The sequence below is a fragment of the Streptomyces sp. NPDC005878 genome (assembly GCF_040629815.1).
In the GTDB taxonomy this organism is placed as follows: Bacteria; Actinomycetota; Actinomycetes; order Streptomycetales; family Streptomycetaceae; genus Streptomyces.
In genome coordinates this window covers 103,474-120,850 of record NZ_JBEXWK010000019.1, presented here as the reverse complement: position 1 = coordinate 120,850, position 17,377 = coordinate 103,474, and the positions used below count along the sequence as shown (strand labels likewise).

The window sequence follows — 17,377 nt, the reverse complement described above, 5'->3', positions numbered from 1 at the left end:
AAATGGACCACGGGCGTGTGGCGGAGGCCATAATTCCGGCCACAGACGTGTCACAACACTGGGTCCCGCAATGTCGATGAGAGTGGGCACCGGACGATGGGGCTGCGTCGCTGGATCAGCTGTTAGAAGGTGCCGTCTGCGGGTTCCCAGACCGAGCAGTCGTGGGCGAAGAGGACACGTCGTGGGTCGAAGTCGGCAAGCCGCTCCAGCCACGGCGCATAGTCGGGAAGAGGTTGTTCCGTGCCGTCGAGTGCGGCCTGGCGGGCCAGGTGGTCCGATGCGAAGTGAGAGGCGAAGTCGTGTGCCTGGCCGGCGAGGACCACGGTGCCGTCGTTTTGCCGAAGGACCAGCGACTGGTGTCCTGGGGTGTGCCCGGGAGTCGGGATGATCCAGACGCCCGGCCAGACCTCGGTCTCTCCTGCGAGTTCCTCATAGGTGGCACCGGGAAAGTCGATGAGTTCATCGATGGTGTAGTTGCCCCGGCGGGCGGTGGCCAGCTCCGTTTCCTGGACCAGGATCGGCTTGCCGCTCAGCAAGGGATTCCCGCCGCAGTGGTCGAAGTGGAGGTGGCAGTTCACGACCAGGGAGATGTCGTCGAGGGTGACTCCGGTCGCAGACAAGGCATCCTGTAGTGCGCGACGTTGGGGTCGGTAGTGCGCCTCGGTTTCAGCGTCGCCGCTGCCGATGCCGGTGTCGAAGAGGATCAGCCCCTGGTCGTGCCGCACCAGGTAGCCGAGCACGGGTTCTACGCGCGGTTGCGGGCCACCTGTCTCTGAAGCTGGTCGGATGAAGTACCCCAGGTCGAGTCGGCGCACTGCTGTGTTCTTCCCCATACGGCCATCCTGGCAGGCGGGGAAGGGCCGGCCAGCGAGTCCGCCCACAGCACAATCATTACCTCACCGCGAGACTGTCATCTGGGTGACCTCGGACGGAGTCGTCAGCTTCTCCGTGGCCCGGGGGACGTCGTCATGGGCAGGGCCGACTGTCCCCCGGGTTTCCGCTGTCTATGGCAGCGCCAGATGCTCTCCATGGAACTGCGTCCGCAGGGTGCGGTCATGGGTGACCAGCACGATCGCCCCCGTGTAACCGGTCAGAGCCTCTTGCAGCTCCTCGACCAGCGCCGGTGACAGGTGGTTGGTGGGCTCGTCGAGCAGCAGGAGGTCGGCCGGCTCCGAGACCAGGCGCGCCAGATCCACGCGGCGGCGTTGGCCATACGACAGCTCGCCCATGCGCAAGTGCAGTTCCGCCGGGCGAAAAAGGCCGAGGGCGAGCAGAGCATGGGCGTGCTCGTCGGGGTCGTCCACGCGGCCGAGCCCGAACGCCTCGATCACCGTCAGCTCCGGTGGCCACGGCGTCTCGTCCTGACGCAGATGACCCACCCGGCCGGGCACCCGCAGCGACCCCTCGTCCGGCCGCAGTTCACCGGCGAGCAATTTCAGCAGCGTCGTTTTGCCGGCGCCGTTGGGGCCGGTGATGAGAAGCCGCCCGCGGGGGCCGAGGGTGAGAGAGGCAAGGTGCAGGCGGTCTCCTATGCGTACGTCCGTCAGCTGTACGGCAGGAAGCTTCGCCGAAGCGGTATCGGTGCCGTCTCCGGCGACGTCCTGTGCTGTTCCCACGTACGCAGTGAAGGCCAGTTGGTCGGGCGGCGGCGTCACCGGGTTCGCCGTCAGCCGCTCGACCCGTTCGCGGGCGTTGCGGATACGGGCCATCGCGCCGTGCGCCCGGCCGCGGGCCCGGAAGCCACCGTGGCCGAAGTTGGCCAGCGGCGCCTTACGCGGAACCGCACTGAGACGTACGGCGTGGCCGGCGGCCAATTGCTCGTTGCGGGCCAGCTCGGACCGCCACTCCTCGTAATCCTGGAGCCGGCGGCGGCGATCCGCTGCCTTCGCCGTGCGGTAGCCGGTGTAGCCGTCGCCGTACCGGGTGACCTTTCCCGCTTCGGCCTCCAGGACGGTGGTGGTCAGGCGTTCCAGGAAGACGCGGTCGTGGGTGACCGCGAGCACCGTGCCGCTGTGTGCCTTGAGTTGTGCCTCCAGCCACTCCACGGCCTGATCGTCCAGGTCGTTCGTCGGCTCATCCAGAAGCAGCAGCTCGGGGCGGCCCGCGAGGACCCCGGCCAGGGCAAGACGAGAGCGCTCACCGCCGGAGAGGGTGCCTAGTCGGCGCTCACGGTCCAGTGCGGGCAGGCCGAGATGGTGCAGAGCGATGTCCACCCGGTGGTCGGCGTCGTAACCGTCCCGAGCCTCATAGCGAGCGAGGAGCGTGGCGTACGCGGCGAGTGCTGAGGGGGCCTGGCGGTCACTGAGCGACTGCTCGGCGCGGCGAAGCTCTGCCTCCAGAACCCGCAGGTCGGCAAGGGCCAGGTCGACGGCGTCCTGGACGGTGGCGGACGGGGGCAGGGAGAGAGTCTGCGGCAGGTAGCCGATGCCACCTGCGGCCGCCACGGTTATCTCACCGCTGTCGGGACGTTCCTGACCTGCGATGAGCCTGAGAAGGGTGGACTTGCCTGCCCCGTTGTCCCCGATGAGCCCGGCCTTCTCGCCCGGCTTGAGGGTGAAGGAAACCTGGTCGAGGACGGTGCGGCCGGGGTAGCGCTTCGTGACGTGGGAAAGGGTGAGTTGTGAGGTACGCAAGATAGGGGTCCCTCCTGGCCAGGCGGGTTGTTGCCCGGGCCGGATCGGGGTGGATGGCTGCACGGCGAGGCGCGGCGACGGCGGAGCGGTGCTCTACGCGGTCGGCGCGGGGAATTTCACAGGGAACCCATGCGAAGGACAGTACGGCACAACGAGGGCTTTGACAAGACGCTACGTCTCGTCTCGTTCCTCGTTCGGTGCGCCCGGATTCTCCTGGAGGTGGTGCTGAGTGCCGACCTGTACGACGCCGAAACCGCGGAGCGCTACGGCTGGGTCACCCGGGCCGTTCCCGCTGACGAACTCGATGCCATCGTCGACCGGCTCGCCCGGAACATCGCCGCCCTGCCCGAGGGTGTCATCGCGGCGGCCCAGCACGGCGGCGCGCGATGGCGCGCGCGGTCCTCTAGGGTTCAGCGGGAGCTTTGAGCAGAGGAACTACCGAGCCCGCCTCTTTGTACCGGCTGGTGTGGAACTGCCAGTGGTAGGTCGCCGCGATCTGGTCGGCGAGTGATTCGAGGTACCGCGTGGTCTGGTCGGCCATGGGTGTGGCGGCGAGGGTTTGTTGGCTCAGGAGGATCTCTTCGAACTCGTCCGTGAGTTGGTTGACATGGTCCACGGCGGCGTTGAACGCTTCCTGCGGCGAGCAGTGTAGGGCGGCCTGCATGACGGGGACGAGGTTGAACATTTGCCCATGGCGGACGACTTCTTTGTGGTACGAGAAGAGGTCGTTCATGAGTCCGCCGATGTGGACGGTGATGTCACGGGCCCGCTCGATCACGGGATGGCGGATCACTTCGTCGGGCAGGAGGAACCCACGGGCATAGTCGGCGAGTTCGACCTCCACCTTCATCCCCGAATCGCTGTAACGGATGCGCGTGTACCGCTCGATGTCGGGGGTTCCGTTCACGAAGATGTCCCTGACCGGGCGTTTCATGGCGTGCAGGCACTGCTCCACCGCTGTGCCCAGCCGCTCCAGGAGAAGGGGCGCGGCACTGCGCAAGAACAGTTCGCGCACCCGCGCGAAACCCGTGCTGATCGCTTTGCTGTCCGGTAGGGCGCCGGCCGACACGGCGCCGGTTCGCAGAGCCGCCACGGCCCTATTCATCATGTCGGCCACCTGTGGGGACATGGTGTCGTCGAGGCTTGAGCGGTGAGGGCTGTGCAAGTCGTCGACGTAGAAGAGTATGTCGTTGAGCAGGCCCATGGGGATGAGCCGGTCGGCTGGGGTCACGGGGAACAGGTACCTGGTCATGGAGGTGTAGGCCGCATGACTGGGTTGGGTCAGGCCTACCGCGAGGCACTCTCTGCGGATGACGGCCTCGGCCCGAGTGGCGTCGGGGTTGCCGTCGCGCGGCGGGAACCCTCGCAGGTGTGAGAGATCGAAGGCGGAGGGTGGCTTGCGTGGGGCCATAGGGTCTCGTTCCTCCTCCAGCTGCCGGCGGCGGAAGCGTGGCTTGCTGGTACGGAGCTTCGACGCCCCGCCCAGCGTGCGTCAAGGTCTGCCGGTGCCGGTGCCGGTGCCGGTGCCGGTGCCGGCGCCGGGGGAGGCGAGGGCGGGGCTCCGGACGACGGACTCGGTGCTCCGGGCCCCGTGCCGCGAGGGGGCATGGCCCCGTGCCGCGAGGGGGGGCATGCCCGGGGGTGGGCCCGGGGTTCGAGCGGGCCCACCCTGAGCGGCCTTCGCGGGTGTCAGGAGCAGCTGGCCAGGAGGATGGAAATCACGTTGCAGTTGGCCGTGGCGCTGTCGTTGACGGCGTTGGGGTCGGTCGGCGTCGACGCGGTGCGTGTGCCGGTCACCGACACGCGGCCCAGTGAGAGCAGATGCAGAGGAATGTCGAAGGACTTCGTCGCGCCCACACCGCTGGCGATGGCCCCCCAGGTGCAGGTGACGGTTTCCGCGTGAGTGGTGCATCCGGCAGACAGGCCCGTTGCGGTCGTACCCCGGGGCAGGGATGCGGTGATCGTGGCCGAAGTGACAGCGTTGGGCCCCGTGTTGTTGGCCGACAGGGTGTAGTGGAGATAGGGCACCAGGATGCCCAACTGCGGCTTGGCCGTGACGCGCACGCCGACGTCCGCGGATGACGGCGTGTAGGTGATGCTCACCGAGCCGTCGCCCGCGTGCACGCCCGTCTGGAAGACGGTGCCGGCCGGGCCGTACCCGCTGCCTCCGCCTCCCCCTGCCGAGCCGACCGTGGCGGAGGGGCTGCTCAGGATGCCGCCGCCACCCCCGCCACCGAACCAGCCCCCGCCTCCGCCGCCTCCGCCGGTACCGCTGGCACCGGCGCCGCCCGTGCCTCCGAGGCCCGGGGATCCGGCTGCCGCGGGCTCGGCGCCGTTCGCGCCGAGCCCGCCGGACCCGCCCGCGACGGCGGTTCCGGCCCCGCCGCCTGTCGCCCCGTCGCTCCCGTCGCCCCCGGGGGTAGCGGTGGTGCCGCCCCCGCTGCCGCCCATGCCGCTGACCGCGGTGCCTATCCAGTTACCGCCACCTCCGCCACCACCGGCCACCAGCAGCCGCTCGCTCAGGCCGTTGCCGCCCTGACGTACATCTGAGGCGCCTCCTCCGGCGCCGCCGTCGGTGTCCGGATCGATACCCTTGCCTGCCGCGCCCGAGCCGCCGAAACCGCCCGACCCACCGACGTTGATCTGGAGGGTCTGCCCCGGGGTGACCGGCAGCGAGCTCTGGGCCTCCCCGCCCAGTCCGCCCGCGCTGCCACCCGCAGGGCCGTCCTGGCCCTGGGCTCCGAAGGCGTCCACATCGATCGAGTACACCCCGGCGGGCACGGTGAAGGACTGGGAGCCGCCCGTATAGGCGAAGGTGACCGTCGTTGCGGCCAGCGCCGGTGGCGCGAATGCGACCAGACCGGCGCCGGCGAGCGCGAGCGTGATCGTGCCGGGCAGAACCAGCCTGGTCAGCCGCCTGGTCAGACCGCCTCGGAGCAGTCGTGAGGTCGAGGATCTGCTCTCGTGCGCGCAATGAGTTCTGAGTGACACGGGGATGGCCTCCCTTTTCTGAGGGCTGCGACCCTGCCCCGGCGGCCCCCCTCGGACCGACTGGACGCGGCAGGCCGCCATGGCCCACCGCCCGCTCCTGCCCCAAGCATGAACGGACGCCGGTCCGGTGTTCCGTCCTCACCAGTGCTCCGCCCATGGCCTCCTGGCCATGCCCCACGCAGAGGTCCTGAGGTGAGTCCGCTGCATACCGTTCACAGATCAACGAGCATGCCCGCCCGGAACCTGCGCCGAAAGGAGCCAACAGGCCACAGTCGCGGGGGGATGGACCCGTCCCGGTCCGCCGGCCTTCACACCTTCCGGTGGGCGAAGCAGCCTGTTGCCTGTGGTGTTGGTGTTGTAGGCAAGGTTGAAGACAGCGGCGTCGCCGGGCTTGAGTGGCTCCACCCCGCGGGCTGAGCTTTCAGTCGTCGTAGGACGGCAGTTGCGACACCAGGTTGCGCGGGGTGCAACCGCTGTTGCGACAGGCGTGAGTGCTCCGCAGGTTCCTTGCATACGGCGTAACTACCACGCGCCATAGGGGTATTGATCGGAAGGACTCCTTGAACGGAAAGCTCACGACGGCCAGACTCGCAGCGGTCGCGGTGACCTTGCTGGCAGGGGGGCGCTGACCGCCCCCGTGTCGGCCGCCAATCCCAATACAAGCTTCCGCCGGGGCTGTTACTCCGCCGGGGCTGTTACTCCGGCGGGGTAGTGGCCAGTGGCACCGCTCCCGACAGCAACACCTGGGTGACTGTCCAAGGCATCTGTTCTGGGGAGCAGTGACAGGGCCGACAACCAGGGCAGCGGTGAATGAGGGGCGCCGACCCAACCGGCGTCCTCGCGAGCCATCATTCCTTGTGGATGTCGGCTGCGACGATGGTGCCGTTGCGAACGGTGTACGTGCCGGCGAAGAACTGATGCGTTCCGTCCGTCTGCGTCGCATCGAGCCGCACGGCCACAGTTTCCCCGGAGACGCCTTCGACGGTGACCGCGTCGGAGGCGGTGGTCGAGAAGCCCTTGACGTAGGAATCGTAGGTCCCGCCCAGGTTCTTCCCCCCGAGGTCCCACGCACGCGCGTAGTCCTTGGTGTCGATGGCAGCGAAGTAGTCCTCGACGACCTGCTGGGCAGGTGCGGTGGTGGGGGTGGCGGGGATGGCGGGGATGGTCGGGGCCGAGGTCGGTGGGACTGACGTCGATACGGGGTTGGATTGTGCCGGTACCGGAATCTCACTGGCCTGGCTTGGAGGGGTTTGCGTAGCCGTCCGGGTGACGATGCTCTGCGAGATGGCGGGTGCGGGCTGCGGGGTGTCTCGGGAGACGCTGGTCATCACCGCGGCTGCGCCCCCGCCCACCAGTGCCGCAGCCAGCGCGGCCCCGGCGATCAGCGGCCACTTGCGCCGCCTGCGCCGATCGTCGCCCGCAGCGCCCGCGCCCGGGTGGTCATCGTGGTCGGTGGAGGGCACCCGTACGGTCGGCGGGGTGGCCGACCGATGCTCGTCGTACGCTGCCGCAGCTGGCTCGGGTCGGTTGCCCAGCCCGTATGACGGCACCGGCGTGTGGGGTGTCGTCTCGGTCGGTTCCGGGGCCAGGCGCCCCTTGCCGGCGCTGTCCGTCGGCGGCGCGATTTGCGTCGGTGGATGCTCCGCTGCCCTGGGGGCGGGGGCGCTCACCGGCAGCCCGGCTGCCACATCGCCCAGCATTCGCTGGGCCTGCTCCGCTGTGGCCCGCTCGTTTGGGTCCTTACGGAGCAGCGCTTCTATGACAGGGGCGAGCGGGCCGGCGTGCCGGGGCTCAGGAAGCTCCTCAGCGACCACGGCCTGCAGGGTGCTCATCGTCGTGGTGCGGCGGAACGGTGACTGTCCCTCCACCGCGGCGTACAGCGTCACGCCGAGCGACCACAGATCCGACTCCGGGCCCGGCCGGTGGCCCATGGCACGCTCGGGGGCGAGGTAGTCCGGCGAACCGACGACGTCGCCGGTGCGGGTCAGGCCGCTGGAGCCGCCCATGACGGCGATGCCGAAATCGGTGAGCACCACCCGGCCGCCGCGCTCAAGCAGCACGTTGGCCGGTTTGACGTCCCGGTGAAGAACCCCGAGCTGGTGCGCCCGGTCCAGCGCCGACAGCAACTGCACGCCGAGCCGGGCCGCGTCCCGTGGCAGCAGTGTCCCCTCCGTGGCAATGACATCGGCGAGGGATTGGCCGTCGATCAGCTCCATCACGATCCACGGTCGACCGTCCTCTTCCAGCACATCGAATACGGTGACGACCCCCGGATGTTTGACGCGCGCCGCGGCCCTTGCCTCCTGTTCCATGCGGGTGTGCAGCACCGCGAGCTCTTCGTGGGGCAGGCCGCTGACCGTCAGCTCCTTCACCGCCACCTCACGGTTGAGCACCTGATCCTGCGCCCGCCACACGGTTCCCATCCCGCCGCGGCCGAGCTGTTCGACGAGGAGATACCGACCGGCCAGTAGCCGTTCCGCAGCGCCGCTCATGGTGCCGCCGAGCCGTCATCGCGCATCCGCAGGCATCGTGCACATGGTGTACGCGTCGTCATGGCTCCTCACTCCCGCCGTCATGCGGCCGAGGATCCCGTCTCTTTCCATGCTGTGCCGACTGCTCGGTGTTGTCGCGCTGAGCCGGATGCGAAGGCTGTGCATCAGAGCGGATTGTTCGCGATGACCCGGCCGGCAGCCGGTGAGACAACTCGATCAGGCCAGGCCCCCCGGCCAGCCAGATCTCCGCCGAGGTTCTCGATCGCGGTGGCGATGCGTGGCCGGGCCGGTACTCCGGGGCCGCCGTAGCGGTGCGATGTGGTGCGCGCCCTTTCCCGTGGCAGATACTCCTGCGAGTCCAGCGGACAGGATGCTGCGTCGGTGGCGGCATGGACGGGGGATCACGCCACTGAGGATGGGGGCGACCACACGGTGCTGGTGGCACCGATGAACTTGCCCGTCGCGACCTCGTCAGCGGTAGCGGAAGAGGCCCCAGCCCGACGCTGGATCTCCTTCCCATTACGGGAGGCCGCCCCACGCCCGCAGAGGCCCGGCCGGCGAGGGCTGGGCGGAGGTCAACTCCGGTCCCCTGATCGGTGGCCAGTGACGTTTCTGTGGTGAACGGAATAGTCCGTTGGGGTGAGTAAAGGGCTAGTACGGCGACGATCTAGAGATGGCCCAGAAAGGATCAGGGTCGGGTAAAGCGCTGCGTGTCGCAGCGTGCTCCCACGGTTCGTACCTCTTCTCCCCTCGAAGGAGCTGACGATGAGTTACGGGAACAAACTGCGTGCCCAGATCGCGGAGCCGGGCACCACACCTCTGATCGGCGTGTACGACATGTACTCGGCCTCGGTCGCCGCCGGGCACTACGACGCGATGTTCGTCTCGGGGTTCGGGTTCGCCGCCTCCCACTACGGGCTTCCCGACATCGGCTTCATCGCCTGGCCGGACATGCTGGCCTTCGTCCAGCGCCTGCGCGGAGCCTTCCCTCAGCATCACCTGCTCGTGGACATCGACGACGGTTACGTCGACGTGGAGGTCGCCTGCCACATGGTGGAAGGCCTGGAGCGGATCGGGGCCTCCGGGGTGATCCTCGAAGACCAGAAGCGCCCGCGCCGGTGCGGGCATGCCGACGGGAAGCAGGTCCTGCCGCTCTCCGAGTACCTCGACAAGCTGGAGGCGGTGCTCGAAACCCGTAAGGACATGCTGGTCGTAGCCCGTACGGACGCCACCGAGGAGGCTGACATTCTGCGTCGGGCCGAGGCCCTGGCCGCGACCGCCGCCGACGTCGTCCTGGTCGACGGGGTCCGCAGTGTCGAATGGATCCGGCGAATCCGCGAAGTCGTCGGCACCAAGCCGCTGTTGTTCAACCAGATCGCCGGCGGCAAGTCACCGCGCCTCTCCCTGACTGAACTCACCGAACTCGGCGTCGACGTCGCGATCTACAGCACGCCGTGTCTCTTCGCCGCCCACCGGGCGATGGACACCGCCCTGGCCGAACTGCGACTGGCCGACGGCCGGCTGCCCGCCGCGGAGGGACCCAACGGGGGGATCGGCGTGGGGGAGTCCACCAGGCTCCTGGCCAAGAACATCGCTCGTCGCCCGCTGGTCCCCGCCGCCCCTCAGGGCGCCGGGGTATGAGCGGCGCGCGCATCCGGGCTGCCGCCTTCCTGGCGGTGACCCTGGTCTGCGGCAGCGCGGCATCCGCCGTGGCAGGGAGCCTGATCACCGTCGTCGACAATTCCCATGCCGACTCGATCCTAGAAGTCGACCGCACCGCAAACCTCCAGACCGGAAGCGGCACCGCCGGCAGCGACCACGACGGCAGCGCCGTCGACATGTTCGCCACTCTCATAGACTCCGTGCACTCCGAACACGACAACAAGTAGGCCGACTACCGGTGCGGTCGGCCCCAGTAGGGTGCCGGCCGCACCGACGTCAGCACGACGGCAATCAGGGATAACTCGTCGTGAGCCGGAGCCGGGGCCGGGGCCGGGGCCGGACCGCTTACGAAGGCGGTGCTGGCGGCGCCATCCGGACGCGGCCTCCATCAGAGGGGTGTGTCACACCCGCCTAAAAGCCCGACGTCGGTACGGTCATCGACGACTGCCACTCTCGCCTGAGCAGCCCGAACACCCACGAGTCGGAGACCTCGCCGTTCACGACGCAGTCTTCCCGCAACGTCCCCTCTCGCACGAATCCGAGTTTCTCCAGAACCCGGGCAGACGCCACGTTGCGCGTATCGGCCTCGGCCTGCACTCGATTGAGGTCCAGTGTGTCGAAAGCCCACCGCAGCAAGGCATGCGCGGCTTCCGTCGCGTAGCCGTGGCCCCACATCGCACCGTCGAGGACGTAGCCCAGCGACGCACTGCGATTGCCCGGGTCCCATTGCGTCAGGCCGCACCAGCCGACGAACGCCCCGTCAGAAACACGATCGATGGCCACCCGCGCCCCGGTACCTTCTTCCGCCATCTGTCCGCACATCGCGATGAAGCGCTCAGCGCGAGCCCGTTCGTTCCACGGTGCTGAGTCCCAGTACCGCATCACATGAGTGCTGCTGTGCAGTGCGAAGAGGCGGTCCGCGTCGGCGTCGCCGAAAGGGCGCAGGCGCAGGCGAGCGGTGAGTAACAGAGGAGTGGCCAGTGTCATGCGGACCATCTTGCGTCCGCATGGGGTGGGCAGAACACCGAATATCCGACCCCGGTCCGGTCCTGGCCCCTCCGGGCAACGTCGCTGCCGGAGGTCGACTTGTGCCGAGCCCGCCCGGGCCGCTCGTAGGATGGAGCGCGCGGGCCCGTGGCGGGCCTGTTCGTCTGGTCCGTTCGGTGCCCCGGACGGAACCGCCTAGTAGCTGTCGTACGTGGGCTCGCCGGTCGGGCGGTAGACGCCGACGACGGTGCCCCCCTTCGTCGTCGAAACGCTGACCGGCTCCAATGCGGTGGGGATCGCTCCGTCGGCGAAAAGCCGCTTGCCGGTACCGATGATCACCGGGTGGATGGTCAGCCGGTACTCGTCGACCAGGCCGTGCTGCATGAGGGTCTGGGCGAGGTCGCCGCTGCCCACAACGTTGATGTCGCCGCCGTCGGACGCTTTCAGCGTGCGTACGGCATCGACGGTGTCGCCTTCCAGCAGCGTGGAGTTCTCCCACTCGACGGACGTCAGGGTCCGAGACGCCACGTACTTGTGCATGCTGTTCATCCGATGGGTGAAAGGGTTTTCGGGATCGGCGGTCGGCCAGTACGAGGCGAAGATGTCGTACGTCCTTCGGCCGAGCAGCATCGCGTCGGAGGCCTCGTACCAGCCGGCGATGGCCGTGCCCACCTCCTCGTCGGTCACCGGCTTCTGCCAGCCGCCGTGCTCGAAGCCGCTCTGTGCGTCCTCGTCCGGACCGCCCGGTGCCTGCATGACGCCGTCCAGCGTCAGGAACGTGCAAACGATGATCTTGCGCATGGTGCGCTCCCTTCGTTGACAGGTAGACCGCACCACCGCCCAAAACTCATCGGCGGGACTTCCGCAGTGCGGCCCGCGCGTCTGGCTCCACTCTGCAGCCGCCGCCGGGAGGAAGCCACCAGAGGCGTGGCACGCCGTGTCCAAGCTTCTACTTACCGTTACCGTATGGCTTGGGGAAGCAGCGCATTCCTCCACTAATTCACCAGGACGGGCAGGCCGCCCGTCAGCGCCACGCGCCCCCGGAAGCGGCCCGCGCACCTGCCCACCGGGGTCAGGAGCGGACGGCGGCCACGAGCTCGCCGGTTGTCACCACCTGGGCGAAGCCGCCGCCGTGCAGCGAGACGGCACTGGCTCGGGCCAGTTCGTCGGCCGTCAGCTGCCAGCCGTTCGGGCCGGTCAGGTCGAAGGTGTGGGTGGCGTCGAGGGCGACCAGCACGTCGTAGCCGAGGTTGCCGCCCATGCGGGCGGTCGTCTCCACGCACATATTGGTCTGGATGCCGACCAGGACGATCTGGGTGATGCCGGCAGCCTTGAGCCAAGGGTCGAGTTCGGGGGTGCCGTAGAACGCCGAGTTCACGGACTTGGTGATGAGCAGCTCCGGGCCGGCGCCCTTGCCGCGCCGCGCCTGGACGTACTCCTTGAAGTCATTTCCCTCGTATCCGGTCCGCAGGGGCGAGCCGGGTTTGTTCGAGTCATGCCGTACGAAGACGACGGGTCGGTCCGTGCGCTGCCAGGCCGCGATCAGCGAGGCGATGTTCTCGTCGGCGGCCGGGTTGTTGCGTGGTCCCCAGAACTCCGACTCGTCGAAGCCCCTCTGCACGTCCACCACGACCAGGGCTGCGTTCTGTGTGATCTCCATGCCGATGATCCTGCCGCCCCGGACGGCTGTCTCCCAGAGGACCAGAAGACAGCGATCGATGGTTTACTGCCACCGTGACGCGACTCGTGCGGGCCCACCGCATTGCCCTGCTCGCCTTCCCCGGCATCCGAGCCTTCGACGTCTCGGTGATCACCGAAGTGTGGGGTACGGACCGCACCGGCGACGGAGTCCCCGCCTTCGAACTGCGCCGGGTCGCCGCGGACCCCGCCCCCGTGACGATGCGCGGCGGGCTCGCGCTCACGCCCGACCGCACTCTCGCCTGGCTGCCCCGCGCCGAGCTGATCCTCGTGCCAGGTCTGGACGACCACGCCACCCCGGCGCCCGAGCCCGTCCTCGCCGCGCTGCGGCGTGCGCACGCCCGGGGGACCACCATCGCCGCGCTGTGCGGCGGCGCCTTCACCCTTGCCCAAGCGGGATTGCTGGATGGACGCCGGGCGCTGACCCACTGGGCACTGACCGATCTATTGAAGACCCGGCACCCCCAGGTGCACGTCGAGCCCGACGCCCTGTTCGTCGAGGACGGCAACCTGTGGACGGCCGCGGGTACCGCCGCGGGCATCGATCTGTGCCTGCACCTGGTGCGCACCGCTCATGGCGCGGAAGCCGCCGCGACCATCGCCCGCTCCATGGTCACCGCCCCCTTTCGGACAGGAACCCAGGCCCAGTTCATCGAACACCCGACGCCGGCCGCCGACCGTGACGTGGACGTGCTGGCCGAGGTGCGTGCTTTTGCCCTGGCCCACCTCGGCGAGCCGCTCACCGTGGCCGCGCTCGCCGCTCGCTCCGGAATGTCGCCGCGTTCCTTCGCGCGGCACTTCGCGGCGGCGACGGGGACAACGCCGCTGAGCTGGCTCTTGGGCCATCGCGTCGCGGCGGCCCAGAAACTGCTCGAACGTACTGATCTGCCCATGCCCGAGATCGCCCGCCGGTGCGGTTTCGGCAGCGAGGTCACCATGCGCCAGCACTTCGCATCGCGCCTCGGGACCAGTCCGCGGGCCTACCGCACCTCGTTCGCCCAACCATCAAGGTACTGACCCGGTTCTCGGTTCCAAGTCCCGGTGGTAGCGGTGGCCGTGGGTGTCACCGGAAGCGGCGTGCCACGGCGTGGAAGGACTGTTTGGGCTCCCAGTGACCGGTTTCCGGGTAACCGCGCCTGGTTCCGGCGGGGCAGGTCTTGGCCAGTGCGAAGCTGGCGATGTCCAGGTCGTGGCGGCGCTGAGGGGAGTGGGGCGAGTCGGGGGCGATGAAGTTGTAGACGAATGCGCCGTGCAGGCGTTCGGCCGCGTAGAGGTCGAGCAGATCCCCGATCTCGTCGGCCTGTTCTTGTTCGTTCCGCAGGTATCCGTCCTTGACCAGGGGAGGTTGCCGCTCCCAGTCCACCGCCTCGAAGCCCGATCCTCCCTGCTTCCTGGCCCCGGTGAAGGTGCAACAGCCGAACTCGGTGATGACGACGGGCTTGCGAAGCCGTTGCAGAGCTCTCAGCTGCTGGGTGTACGTGGTGTGGTTGTCCGCGGTGCGGTAGAGATTGGCTCCCACGACATCGAAGCCCTGCCAGTCGACCTCCTCCCACTCTCCTGAGCTGTAGGTGATCCGCCCCTTGAACAGGGGGCGTACGGTCGTGAGCGCCCGGCCCAAGAAGATGTTCAGCCGCTGCTGGTAGCCGGCCGACTCAGGGCGCCCCAGGGCCTGGCCGCGTTCGGTGTAGTCCTTTCCCGGCACCAGGCCGGACATGAAGATGGTCAGCTCCGTGCCGAGGGAGAGGCCAACGCCTGGGTGACGGGTGCGCAGTTGCTCGGCCGTGCGCGCCACGGAGTCGAGGAAGGCGAGGGTCTGCTCCGCGTCCTTGTCGAACTGACGCGGTTCGAACCAGACGAACAGGCCCTGCGAAGCGGCGATCGCTGCGGCCTCCGCCAGCCGGTCGAGGTCATGGCCGAGCAGCAGGATCGCGTTACCGTGCAGCTGTTGCCGGACGGCGGTGATCTCCCGGCGCACGTACTCGGGCCGCCAGACCTCGCGGTCGGTGTCGAAGTTGACGCCCTTGTAGGTGAGGGATCCAGCGGTCCGCGATGACGCCGCCGGCACGGCGGCTGTCGTATGGGCGCGCGCGTTGCCGGCGATGCAGAGGGTGGAGAGGGCCGCGGCGCCCGCAAGGAGCGTCCGGCGGGTGGTAGGTGCTGAGGGTGTTGACGTCATGCTGCCAGCCTGTACGCAGCGGGGCGGATGGCACGTCGGTCGAAAGGCTCCCGTCCCACGACCAAAGTCGTTACTGGGCCCGACCTTCGGTGCGTGGAGCCCGTGGCCTTGGTCGCCACATTCCGCACTCCCTCGGCATCTCCGCGGCCGATCCGCATCACAGTCGGGCAGGGCAGCACGAACCTCATCAGATCCCGCTCGGACCCGGCCCGGCGCAGTCGACTGGGCAGCACTCGCTCGTCCAGCCCTGGCGGCGCCTTTTTCAGCAGGCTGTAGCCGAGCATCCGCAATGCGTCATCTTCGGTTCCATAAGCACGCCTTGGGCTTGCCTAAACAGATTACTCAGGAAAGTGATCTTGGGTGATAACGTCGGCACGCTGTGCAATTGCACACAAGTGGAGCCACTCATTCCATGATAACGATCTTCCTAAATGACGTCTCGCGGGTTTGCCGTCCATTGGAATGTACCTTTGGTGCTTGCCCCATCAAATCCCGTACTGACAGCCGAACTTGAGGGTACGTCAGTAGCGTTCGCGCATTGCCCAGAAGGGCCCGCTCCTATTCCCCGCACAAAGCGGCCCTGTCAGTTCGTGCATCCGCTCTGGCACACTTCCGGCCAACCACAACTCCCCCACAGAAATGAGGTGTGGCCTTGTCCGGTCGCAGAAGACAGGTGCAGCAACGGCGGCGAAGACGCGGCATGCTCGTCGTAGCGGTAGCCGTCACGGCGGGAGCCCTCGCCGGTACAGCGGCACTCGGTGGCGTCTTCGACCACCACTCCTCCCGGCCCGAGATCACCGCCGCGCCTGCCGCGGCGGACGGTCCCGCTCCGGCGCCCGCACACGACAAGACGCCGGAACCGGTGGCACGAATACCCAACGAGGACCGCACGCGCGGCCTGGTCTACAAGGGCCTGCATTCCGCGCCCAAGGGTGACCGTTGCGCCGGTGTCCTGCGCACCGCAGACGGCCGGTGCACGCACGGTCCCGACAAGCCCCCCAAGGGGGTGGACATTTCGAAGGACACGCCACCCGCCGTGAAGGCGCAGGGAGCGGCCGGAACGCCAAGCCGTCCCGCCACCCAGAAGCCCTCCCCGGACCAGCCGTCCTCCGGAACCACGGCCTCGGTGGACGCCCGTCGGCCGGGCGCCGCCGCCAAGGCACCGCCCGCCGCCCCCACGCGGGGCTCCGGAACCGGAAAGGCGGCGCCGGGTGGTCAGGCGGTGCAGTGCGACGGCGACGGGAGCACGGGCAACCGGGTACAGGTGGTGTACGCGCACGGTCCCGGCAACGACCGGTACGGCGAGTACCTGGCGTCGTTCCGCAAGTGGGCCGCCGACGCCGACACCATCTACTTCGCCAGCGCGCAGGAGACCGGCGGCGTACGGCACATCCGGTACGTGACCGGAGCCGACTGCACCCCGTCCGTGCTGAACGTGGAGGTGGCGAACTCGGCACTCGCCGAGTTCGGTGCTCTGAACTCCGCACTCGCCGCCAAGGGTTTCGACCGGCGCGACCGCAAGTACATGATCTTCGCGGACGCCAAGGTCTACTGCGGCATCGGAACCTTCAACGGTGACGAGCGCCCCGGCGCCGCCAACCTCAGCAACTTCGGCCCCTCCTACGGCCGTACGGACGCCGGGTGCTGGAGTGGTTCCACCGCAGCGCACGAGCTCGGGCACAACCTCGGAGCGGTGAACAACAGCGCACCGAACAGCAGCCGCGGCGCCCACTGCACCGACGAGTGGGACGTCATGTGCTACTCGGACACGCCGTACTACCCCACCATGCGCAACGTCTGTACCGAGCGGAACCATGACGAGCGCCTGGACTGCAATCACGACGACTACTACAACACCAGCCCACGGGCAGGCAGTTACCTCACCACGCACTGGAACGTCGCGAACAACCAGTTCCTGATGACCGGCGGTGGGACCCGGCCCGACCCGAACCCCAACCCGAACCCGAGCCCCACGCCGACCCCGACCCCGAAGCCGACCGGCAGCACCGGACCAACGACGGGTCCCGTCCCGGTCCTCGGACAGCTGACGTCCGACTCCGCCGTGGTCAGCTGGCCGGCGGCGCCCTCCGCCGCCTGGTATCAGCTCGTGCTCAACGGCAGCCACCTGGCATGGGTCCAGCCCAACTCGGCCCGGGTCTACAACCTGCGCCCCGACACCGACTACAGGCTCGCCGTGGCGGTCCGCGACCAGGCCGGCCACGACTCCGCACCCGGACGCACACTGTCGTTCCACACCCCGCCCGTCGGCAGCACCACCCAACCCGGCACGCGGTACACGCTGACCAATGGCCACACGGGGCTGGCGGCTGAGATCTGGGGCGGCCAGAGCGCCGACGGCGCCGTCCTAGTCGGTTCGCAGCCCAACGGGTTCACCCCTCAGCAGTGGTACCTCGATGACGCTTCCGGCGGCAACGCGCGCCTTCGCTCGGCCGTGTCCGGCAAGTGCCTGCAGCTCGGCGGTGCCCCGGCCGCGGGCCAGTGGATCGCCCAGAAACCCTGCTCCGGCAGTGACGCCCAGCAGTGGCGGCTGACCACGTCCGGAACCGGTCTGCGCCTGACCGCCAAGAACAGCTCACTCGTCCTGGCTGTCGGCAATCGCCCGTACTACGGAGCCTGGCTGCTCGAACTCCAGGACCCAGGCACCTCCAGCTACCAGACCTGGACCTTGCAGAAAGCATCCTGACCCACCCCTAGAGGCAGGGGCCGTCGTCATACGG

At 68.6% G+C, this 17,377-nt stretch carries 14 protein-coding genes; 5 read left to right on the top strand and 9 right to left on the bottom strand.

What is annotated here, in order from left to right; genetic code table 11:
• Nucleotides 1-122: 122 nt before the first annotated feature.
• Nucleotides 123-833 (bottom strand): N-acyl homoserine lactonase family protein, encoded by a 711-nt coding sequence (locus tag ABZ404_RS25640; protein ID WP_358833216.1) that lies wholly within the window; start codon nt 831-833, stop codon nt 123-125.
• Nucleotides 834-1,004: 171 nt separating this feature from the next.
• Complete coding sequence (locus tag ABZ404_RS25635) at nt 1,005-2,633, bottom strand: TlrC/CarA/OleB/SrmB family ABC-F type ribosomal protection protein (RefSeq protein ID WP_358833217.1); 1,629 nt, start codon at nt 2,631-2,633, stop codon at nt 1,005-1,007.
• A 129-nt stretch (nt 2,634-2,762) separates the two neighbouring features.
• On the opposite strand from ABZ404_RS25635, the gene ABZ404_RS25630 reads away from it, so the two are divergent.
• Complete coding sequence (locus ABZ404_RS25630; protein WP_358833218.1) at nt 2,763-3,059, top strand: hypothetical protein; 297 nt, start codon at nt 2,763-2,765, stop codon at nt 3,057-3,059.
• On the opposite strand, the gene ABZ404_RS25625 is transcribed toward ABZ404_RS25630, so the two are convergent.
• The 3 genes from ABZ404_RS25625 to ABZ404_RS25615 all read right to left on the bottom strand — a co-directional run bounded on the left by ABZ404_RS25625 (nt 3,037) and on the right by ABZ404_RS25615 (nt 8,116).
• Complete coding sequence (locus tag ABZ404_RS25625; RefSeq protein WP_358833219.1) at nt 3,037-4,044, bottom strand: terpene synthase family protein; 1,008 nt, start codon at nt 4,042-4,044, stop codon at nt 3,037-3,039. The two genes, ABZ404_RS25630 and ABZ404_RS25625, sit on opposite strands and share 23 nt — an antisense overlap.
• A gap of 278 nt (nt 4,045-4,322) precedes the next feature.
• A complete protein-coding gene (locus tag ABZ404_RS25620) occupies nt 4,323-5,624 on the bottom strand; it encodes a glycine-rich protein (RefSeq protein WP_358990916.1) in 1,302 nt (433 codons plus the stop codon).
• Nucleotides 5,625-6,472: 848 nt separating this feature from the next.
• Nucleotides 6,473-8,116 (bottom strand): protein kinase, encoded by a 1,644-nt coding sequence (locus ABZ404_RS25615; protein ID WP_358835940.1) that lies wholly within the window; start codon nt 8,114-8,116, stop codon nt 6,473-6,475.
• A gap of 765 nt (nt 8,117-8,881) precedes the next feature.
• On the opposite strand from ABZ404_RS25615, the gene ABZ404_RS25610 reads away from it, so the two are divergent.
• Nucleotides 8,882-9,757, top strand: coding sequence for an isocitrate lyase/PEP mutase family protein (locus tag ABZ404_RS25610; RefSeq protein WP_358835941.1), 876 nt, complete (start codon nt 8,882-8,884; stop codon nt 9,755-9,757).
• Nucleotides 9,754-10,005: a hypothetical protein gene (locus ABZ404_RS25605; protein WP_358835942.1), complete on the top strand. Its 252-nt coding sequence runs from the start codon at nt 9,754-9,756 to the stop codon at nt 10,003-10,005. The genes ABZ404_RS25610 and ABZ404_RS25605 overlap by 4 nt, the downstream gene beginning before the upstream one ends.
• A 184-nt stretch (nt 10,006-10,189) precedes the next feature.
• On the opposite strand, the gene ABZ404_RS25600 is transcribed toward ABZ404_RS25605, so the two are convergent.
• The 3 genes from ABZ404_RS25600 to ABZ404_RS25590 all read right to left on the bottom strand — a co-directional run bounded on the left by ABZ404_RS25600 (nt 10,190) and on the right by ABZ404_RS25590 (nt 12,425).
• Nucleotides 10,190-10,765 (bottom strand): GNAT family protein, encoded by a 576-nt coding sequence (locus ABZ404_RS25600; protein ID WP_358835943.1) that lies wholly within the window; start codon nt 10,763-10,765, stop codon nt 10,190-10,192.
• A gap of 195 nt (nt 10,766-10,960) precedes the next feature.
• Complete coding sequence (locus ABZ404_RS25595; protein ID WP_358835944.1) at nt 10,961-11,566, bottom strand: dihydrofolate reductase family protein; 606 nt, start codon at nt 11,564-11,566, stop codon at nt 10,961-10,963.
• 271 nt (nt 11,567-11,837) lie between these two features.
• Nucleotides 11,838-12,425 carry a cysteine hydrolase family protein gene (locus tag ABZ404_RS25590; RefSeq protein WP_358835945.1) on the bottom strand — a complete coding sequence of 196 codons (588 nt, stop codon included), beginning with the start codon at nt 12,423-12,425 and terminating at the stop codon, nt 11,838-11,840.
• 74 nt (nt 12,426-12,499) lie between these two features.
• On the opposite strand from ABZ404_RS25590, the gene ABZ404_RS25585 reads away from it, so the two are divergent.
• Complete coding sequence (locus tag ABZ404_RS25585; RefSeq protein ID WP_358835946.1) at nt 12,500-13,480, top strand: helix-turn-helix domain-containing protein; 981 nt, start codon at nt 12,500-12,502, stop codon at nt 13,478-13,480.
• A 46-nt stretch (nt 13,481-13,526) separates the two neighbouring features.
• Here ABZ404_RS25585 and ABZ404_RS25580 read toward each other — a convergent pair whose 3' ends face one another.
• Nucleotides 13,527-14,639 (bottom strand): abortive infection protein, encoded by a 1,113-nt coding sequence (locus ABZ404_RS25580; protein ID WP_358835947.1) that lies wholly within the window; start codon nt 14,637-14,639, stop codon nt 13,527-13,529.
• Between the two features lie 700 nt (nt 14,640-15,339).
• On the opposite strand from ABZ404_RS25580, the gene ABZ404_RS25575 reads away from it, so the two are divergent.
• A complete protein-coding gene (locus ABZ404_RS25575) occupies nt 15,340-17,343 on the top strand; it encodes an RICIN domain-containing protein (RefSeq protein ID WP_358835948.1) in 2,004 nt (667 codons plus the stop codon).
• The last annotated feature ends 34 nt before the right edge of the window (nt 17,344-17,377 follow it).